General features: G+C 65.8%; 5 protein-coding genes and 1 pseudogene. All 6 read right to left on the bottom strand.

Translation table 11 applies throughout. The features are described from left to right. Window positions 1-532: 532 nt before the first annotated feature. Window positions 533-913: pseudogene (locus ACIQU4_RS39305) on the bottom strand (transposase); the annotation flags it as partial. 236 nt (window positions 914-1,149) lie between these two features. After that, complete coding sequence (locus ACIQU4_RS39300; protein ID WP_403741729.1) at window positions 1,150-1,377, bottom strand: hypothetical protein; 228 nt, start codon at window positions 1,375-1,377, stop codon at window positions 1,150-1,152. Window positions 1,378-1,923: 546 nt separating this feature from the next. Further along, window positions 1,924-3,024 carry a S8 family serine peptidase gene (locus ACIQU4_RS39295; RefSeq protein WP_403741726.1) on the bottom strand — a complete coding sequence of 367 codons (1,101 nt, stop codon included), beginning with the start codon at window positions 3,022-3,024 and terminating at the stop codon, window positions 1,924-1,926. Window positions 3,025-3,260: 236 nt separating this feature from the next. Beyond that, a complete protein-coding gene (locus ACIQU4_RS39290) occupies window positions 3,261-3,701 on the bottom strand; it encodes a hypothetical protein (protein ID WP_403741723.1) in 441 nt (146 codons plus the stop codon). Window positions 3,702-4,539: 838 nt separating this feature from the next. Next, window positions 4,540-5,157, bottom strand: coding sequence for a hypothetical protein (locus ACIQU4_RS39285; RefSeq protein WP_403741720.1), 618 nt, complete (start codon window positions 5,155-5,157; stop codon window positions 4,540-4,542). A gap of 39 nt (window positions 5,158-5,196) precedes the next feature. Further along, entirely contained in the window at window positions 5,197-5,856 is a 660-nt protein-coding gene (locus tag ACIQU4_RS39280) for a hypothetical protein (protein ID WP_403741718.1), read from the bottom strand. Window positions 5,857-6,000: the final 144 nt, after the last annotated feature.

Raw genomic sequence — 6,000 nt, 5'->3', positions numbered from 1 at the left:
GAACGGGGCTATCCAAGACGGCTCCGACGCCGTGATCACACCAGCCACACCAAGATCATCTCACCTGTGACCAGCAGTTACGGGACAACCCTTAGCCATCCGCAACCGCGTCAAGCGCTAGCGGTTCAGGGGAGGACTCGCACGGCGTGGGTCACGCCCCTCATCCGTATCGGCCTCTCATGTTCCGCAGTAAATGCCGGATTTACTGCGGCAGGGCCTCTACGATGATCATCGCGACCTGCGGCGGGCTCTCCGGCCACCACGGGTGAGGTGTACGCATTTACTGCGGCAGTTCCGGGAGGGCGAGGCGGACGTGGCGATCGAACCGGTGACCGAACTCGGGAGCGGGCGCGCGCTCCGCCTGCCGCGCGCCCGGGTCGTGCCGCTGTCCGCCCCGCCAACGTCGTACACCGCGGCGGTCGAGCGGTACCTCACCGCCGCCGGCATCGCGAAGTCCTCCGCGCGGATCTACCGGATCTCCCTGACGACATGGGGGTGGATGCTCGCCGACAAAACGGTTCCGCGACCAGCAGCGGATCGCGTCCAGCATTGGTGTCCACGAGGTCCGGCCAGTCTCCAAGGCGGCGACGATCGAGTACGGCCAGCCGGGCACCATCTGGTGCTTGCCCAGGCCGCGGCCGAAGGTGTGGCAGAAGGAGCGGTCCGAGGAAGTGTCGGCGTCCGGCCGCAACCACGGCGAGACATCCACCGCCAGCACCAGCCGACCGTCGCCGGCTCGGGGAAGCGGGACGCTGGTCAGTGCCCGCCGCAGCCGGGCAACGTCGATCCGACCGTGGTTGATCCCGGAGTACAAGGCCCAGTGCCCGCGCCGATGCTCGGGAGCGAGCGTCAGGTCCACGAGGGTGCGGACCGGTCCATCGGTGCACAGCAGCACGTCGCACAGCTCGAACAGAGCGTCGCTCCGGGCGGAACTCCGCCACCACCGTCAACGCGTCTCGTTGAACCTCATGCTCGACCAGTCCCACGATCCCGGCCTCCGTGCTGCGTTGTCGCTCAGCACAGGATCGGCCCGCAGCCCCTCACACATCTGGTGAACTGGGAAAACACCGAGCAAGTTCGATCCCCGTTCGACGCTGACCATAGACGGCAAGTTTTATGGTCTGAGGTCGATTTTCAACCTCCATACGGTCAGGTAGTGGTGTCCAGGCCGACCAGGAGCGAGGCAACATCGAGGCCTGTGGTGAGGTACTCCACGAACATCTGATTGTTCAAAGCCCAGGGCGACCGCCCTTCCCGGCTGAGCTGGATCGCCGTCATTGCGGGCTGGCCCAGCTCGATGAGGGCTTGCGCCACCACCGGGCCGGAGCGGTTGTAGCCGGCGTTGCAGCGGACCAGAGCCGTACACCCGCGCCGCACCGCGTGGGCCGCGGTAGTGGCCAGCTGCTAGACGACCTGGATCTGCTCGGCAGTGAGCGGGCCATCGGGGATCTCGGCGATCAGATGGTCAACGCCCGGCTCAGGGCCATGGCCTGGTCGGGAGAACAGGCTGATGACGAGGTCAAATTCGCTGCCGACGACCGCGGCATGCTCTGCCCAAGAGCATCGGTCCACTGGTGGCCGCCCATCCACAGCCTCGGTGCGACCTCGCTCCAGGGGGTCGGCGGCCCAGGTGTGCCGCCGCGTTTTTGACGCGTTCTCATCCGAGATCCCCCTTCAGCCAGGCAAGCGGGGGAGGCCACAGCCCTCCCTCAACCCGAATGGTCCCTCGAACATGCTCCCTCAGGTGAGGATCTCCGGACAGCTGACCGGCCTCCGCCCGATTCTGTGCTCCGACGGCTCACCAGCCGCAAACGGTGATGGCCCCCGGCATCGGCCCCGGCCCCCGCACAGGGCAGGCCCCACCCGGCATCCAGTCGGGGTCTGCCCTGTCAGGAGGCGGCCGTCGGGGATCTGGGTGAAGGATCAGCTGCGGCGGCGCTTGACGATCAGCGTGCCGGCGAGGCCGAGGCCCGCGGCGACGACGGCGCCGAGTGCCAGCCACTGCCAGGGCAGGCCCGCTTCCGCAGACGCAGCTTCCGCCGGGGCCGCAGCTGTCTGGCTGGGGGTGGGGGTCGGGGCGGGGGTGTTCGTGGGGGCCGGGGCCAGGGGGTCGACGTCAGGTGCCCCCGGGTTGCCTGCCTTCTCCAGCAGCACCATGCGCGGGCGAGCCGCCCCGTAGCCGGTCCAGTCGGTGCGCTTGTAGCCCTCGGCGCCGCCGGCGGTCTCGATGAGGACGCGGGCGACCTGATTTGCGGTCCAGTCGGGGTGAGCCGACCATACGAGCGCGGCGGAGGCGGAGGCCAGGGCAGTGGCGTACGAGGTGCCTCCGTCAGACACGCACCAGACGGTGTTCTCCTTGCAGCGGATCCGGGCCTTGCTGCCGTATGCGGCCAGGTCCGTGTCCGGCCCGTGGGAGGAGAGCTTCAGCGGCATCCCCGTCTCGTCGATGGCTCCTACGCCGATGACTCCCGGAACCATGGCGGTCAAGTTGTTCGCGTTGTTGCCCTCGCCCTCATTTCCCATGGCAGCGAAGACGAGTACCCCCTTGCTCTGGGCATACTGGACAGCCGCCTTGATCTTTTCGAAGACGTAGTAGTCGCCCCAGCTCAAATTGATGATCTTGGCCCCGTGGTCGGCCGCGTACCGGATCCCCTGGGCACCTTCGGCGCCTGCGGCAAAGCCCATGGCCGTGCCGAGACTGGTGCGGACGGGCATGACCTTGGCGCCGGGAGCCAGGCCCTTCGGGCCGCCTCCTGAGCCGTCGCCGACGATCGCCGCGGTCATGGTGGTCCCGTGCCCGTCGACATCGTCGTGCGGCGAGTACTTCTTGTCCGGCTCCTCGACCGGCGGCGACATCATCGACACGCCTGGAAGGACGGACTCGCTCCGCACGCCCGGGACTTCCTTGAAGCCGCTGTCGACGACGGCCACCGTAATGCCGCTGCCGTCTGCGACCTTCCACATCTCCTGAGCCTTCATGGGCGTGAGGTAGTCCGGCGGGGCCGTGTCGGCTGCCGCAGGCATCACCGATCCTGCGCTAACCGCCAGCGCTGCGACGGTGACGCCCGCCGCCCTCCGCCACGACCCTCGTCGTACGGTGCCCTGCATTCCTGCCCCCTTGTGTACATGCGCTGCAATCTCGCGCAGACCTACCTCATCACACGGGACGCCGACCGCCTGTGGAGGCATCGGTATGAACCGTGTCACCAGGTGCAAACGGTGATGGTCACTGGCGACTTTCCGCAGGCAGGGCACTGGACTTAGCCGGGGTTGGAGGCCGCGCGGGCGCGCAGGGTGGCCACACTGATCCGGAACGGGTCGTATTGGGAGCCGTCCTCGGTGATCTCCATCATGGCCGTACGCGCCTGCTCGGGGCGGTCGTTCAGGGTCAGGGGGCGCTCGGGGTCGGGGTGGGGAAGTGCGGCGAAGGCCAAGGCCTGTGCGAAGACGTCCGGGCCGGTGCCGCCGTACCCCCAGGTGATGTCGTCGAAGGTGTAGCGGGGATCGGTGGGCAGGATGTCGCAGCGGCCGTCCGGCAGCAGCACGAAGCCGGTCATGTTGCCCGGGGTGGCCAGGATCTCGGCGTTGTCGGGGTACGGCGTGCTCGGCAGCGCCCGGGGGCGTTCGAGGGCGAGAGCGCCGGTGGTGGGGTTGTGCAGGACCAGGCGGCCGTACGGGTCGTAGCCGGTGCGCAGGCCCATTTCTCGTGGACATCGACCTCGGCGCCGACCGGGCGCCTTCCAAACCCGTGAACAACTGACTTCGCAACGCGGTTCTGGCACACATTCCGTGAACGATCTTGATTCGGGCTTCATCAGCCTGCCGTGACATCGAATCCGGGCAGCTCACGTGGTGCGCACCGCCATGCTGGCGGAGAGTCAGCAAGATCGTTCACGGAATGTGTGCCAGAACCCGCAACGCGTGAACAAAGCCACGTCGTGGTCAAGGCAACCAGCCGGGCCTGTCCGACGCGTTGCGGTCCCTGCCGTGGAACAAGGTCACCGCGCGCCGATACGACCGCGAGCGCGGACACGGCCGCCGCGAGAGCCGCTCGACCCGGGTGCTGACCGTCACCGACCTTCGGCCTGGACTTCCCGTACGCGGTGCAGGCCGCGAAGATCCTGCGGCATCGCACCGACCTGAAAACTGGCAAGGTCACCCGGCAGACCGTCTACGTGGTCAGCGACTTGACGGCCCGCCAGGCATCGCCGTGGCGGATCGGGCACCTGGCCAGATCGCAACGGCTGATCGAGAACCGGGTCCGCTTCGTCGGGGACACGCCTTCGCCGAGGACGGCTCGAAGATACGCACCAGACCCGAACCGGAGAACGTGGACACCCTGCGGAACTCGGCGATCAATACCCTCCCTGCGGCATGGCACCTCAGCATCGCCGCTGGCCTGCACAAGGTCTCCTACGCACCCTTCAGCAGCGCACTCGATCTACTCGGCGTGGCCTGACCTGCACTCCATCAAGATCACCCATACCTTGAATCAGCCCTGCGCCGGGTCTGGTTCGGAAGCACGCTGCGCATGGTGCGCTATCGGGGAGGAGGGCTGGCGTTTCGGGTTCCCTGTGCTTTCGCTCCGTCCGCGATCTGTTCGCGTACCTTCCGCTCTCCGACGATGATCCGTGAGGTCACTGGACGGTCGGAGGCCTGCGTGACTGTGACATGGCCACGCGGATTCACTGGTGCTTCGGATTCATCGGAGGCATATTCGATCACCATGGCGTTCTTGCTGCAGAGCAGTGATACCCATTTTTGGGGGCCGCCGCCGGAGACGCTGTTGTATGGTCCGGCAGGGTAGCTGTTACTGCCCTCATCGCCGGTCGGCCACTTCGACACGAGGTGAATCCGATTGGCCTTTTGATCTCCTTTTGCGCCGACCTGAATTCCGCAGGAGTCGCCATTCGCGAACATGATGATGCGATCCTGCCCGTCCTGAAGTTCGGCGAGGATTTTGAGAGTACCGGAGGAGGTGCCCTCTGCATCGGCAAGCGGATCGTCGGCGATGCTGATCGCTTCCAATTCACTCAGAGCAGTAACCTGCATGCCGGTCGAAGTGGGTTCAGCGTCCGAATCTGGCCCGCTTTCACATCCGGTAAGTAAGAAAATGAAGGCAGCCCCAAAGACTAGGGGCTTCTTTTTCCAGGCCATGGGGCTGCACCTCATTCTGATCGTATCTTCAGTGTGTGATCACTGTACCCACTGGTTGAAGCAGACGCCCACGGGCTTGTAGGCCCATACCCTCTTCCCCGTGGGGAACTCGCCGCCAGCGCCTGACCAGGCCTCTCCTTCGAACACGTCGTAGAGCGGGAAGGCCTGGACGGTCCCGAACTTGCCGTCGGGCACCTCGAAACGCGTCTCGTTCTTGACGCCGTAGGTGCTGGTGACGCTCCAGCCCATGCCTGCCGAGACGTACTTCAGGTCGACGTTGATCTCCTTCGTGACGGTGGCGGAGACAGTCTTGTCGACCGTCAGGACGAGGGTGGTCTTGCCCCCGCCACTGGTTTCCTGGATCACATCGGTTCCGCACGACTGGCTGATCCAGTGCGCGTTCTTGATCCAGTAGAAGTCAGTCGTCCCTGCGGGCGCAGGGGATATGGAACTCGGGGCTTCAGTTGACAGTTCGCCGCTTTCGGCCGCGCTGGAGTTCCGCTTGACCAGCGTGTTGGGGCCGGGCGTGAAGAACTTGCCGTCCGCGGACAGCGAGCTTTCGGGGACGCCTAACGGCTTGCCGTCATCCGCATAGGACACTCCGGCACCCGTGGTCGCGGTCAGCGCGACTGCCACGCCCGCCATGGCCAGAACCGTGGCGATTCCACGCCGGTGAGGCGAAAAATGTACGCGCTTCATTTCACTCCTAGGTCTCTTCAATTCAGAGCCACCCGCCTCGTACTCGACATTCGCTGGCGGGTGATCTTTCCGTCCCTCAGAGCTTGTACGGCTTCACGCTTAGCTATCAATCTTTTTCATCAGACTGTGCCTTAGGTCACATGG

The organism is Streptomyces sp. NPDC090741, from assembly GCF_044769045.1.
Classification (GTDB): Bacteria; Actinomycetota; Actinomycetes; order Streptomycetales; family Streptomycetaceae; genus Streptomyces.
The sequence above is the reverse complement of the archived record's forward strand: the minus strand, read 5'-3'. Positions and strand labels throughout refer to the sequence as shown.